Source organism: Kitasatospora sp. MY 5-36 (assembly GCF_001182915.1).
GTDB lineage: Bacteria > Actinomycetota > Actinomycetes > Streptomycetales > Streptomycetaceae > Kitasatospora.
In genome coordinates, this window is record NZ_LFVW01001166.1 from 1 (window position 1) to 612 (window position 612).

Genomic DNA, 612 nt, shown 5'->3' on the forward strand with positions numbered 1-612 from the left:
GCGCCCGGACCGGCCAGCCAGGCCGCGAGCGCCCCCGCCGCCACCGGCACGGCCCGGCACGCACCGCTGATGCGGCGCGCACCGGGCCGTCAGGTCCGCGGCCACCCGTACAACGCCCCCTCCCGGCGCCGCACCGGCCCGGGAGTTCGACATCCGTCAGGAGAAGCACATGGTCATCACCAACCACATCTCCGGCGCCGTGATCCACGGCACGGTCATCCAGGCCCCGGGCGGCAGCGCCCTCTCCGGCGACCTGGGCGCCGTCGCCAACGGCATCACCGGCGCCCAGGTCGCCGGCCTGGTCCTCCAGGCCGGCGCGCTGGACAACCTCTCCCTCGGCGACGACGAGAACGCGCCCGGTGCGGGTCAGGGCCCGCAGGCCCGCTGATCCGCCGCCGGCCCTGAACGCCCGGCCGCCAGCCCGCACTCGCGAGGCCGGCGGCCGGGCACAGGCCGCCCGCGCCCGGAGCTGCCCTGACCGGTTCGGCCGCCCGCTCGGCGCCCGCACCGGCCAGGGGAGCCCCGGGACCACCCCGGTCCCCTCCACCACGACCCCGAGAGGCCACCCATGAGCTGGTCCCGCGCCCTCGGGGGCGGTGACCCCGTGTCCGG

Annotated in this window: 1 protein-coding gene; it reads left to right on the forward strand. The window is 78.8% G+C overall.

Features of this window, described 5'->3' with window-relative positions:
* The first annotated feature begins 169 nt into the window (after nucleotides 1–169).
* On the forward strand, nucleotides 170–388 hold the full coding sequence (locus tag AE652_RS41090) for a hypothetical protein (protein WP_049661064.1): 219 nt from the start codon (nucleotides 170–172) through the stop codon (nucleotides 386–388).
* The last annotated feature ends 224 nt before the right edge of the window (nucleotides 389–612 follow it).

What these genes read in the sequence shown, in the direction of transcription:
- AE652_RS41090 (WP_049661064.1), top strand. Translation starts at nt 170, where the DNA reads ATGGTCATCACCAACCACATCTCCGGCGCCGTGATCCACGGCACGGTC.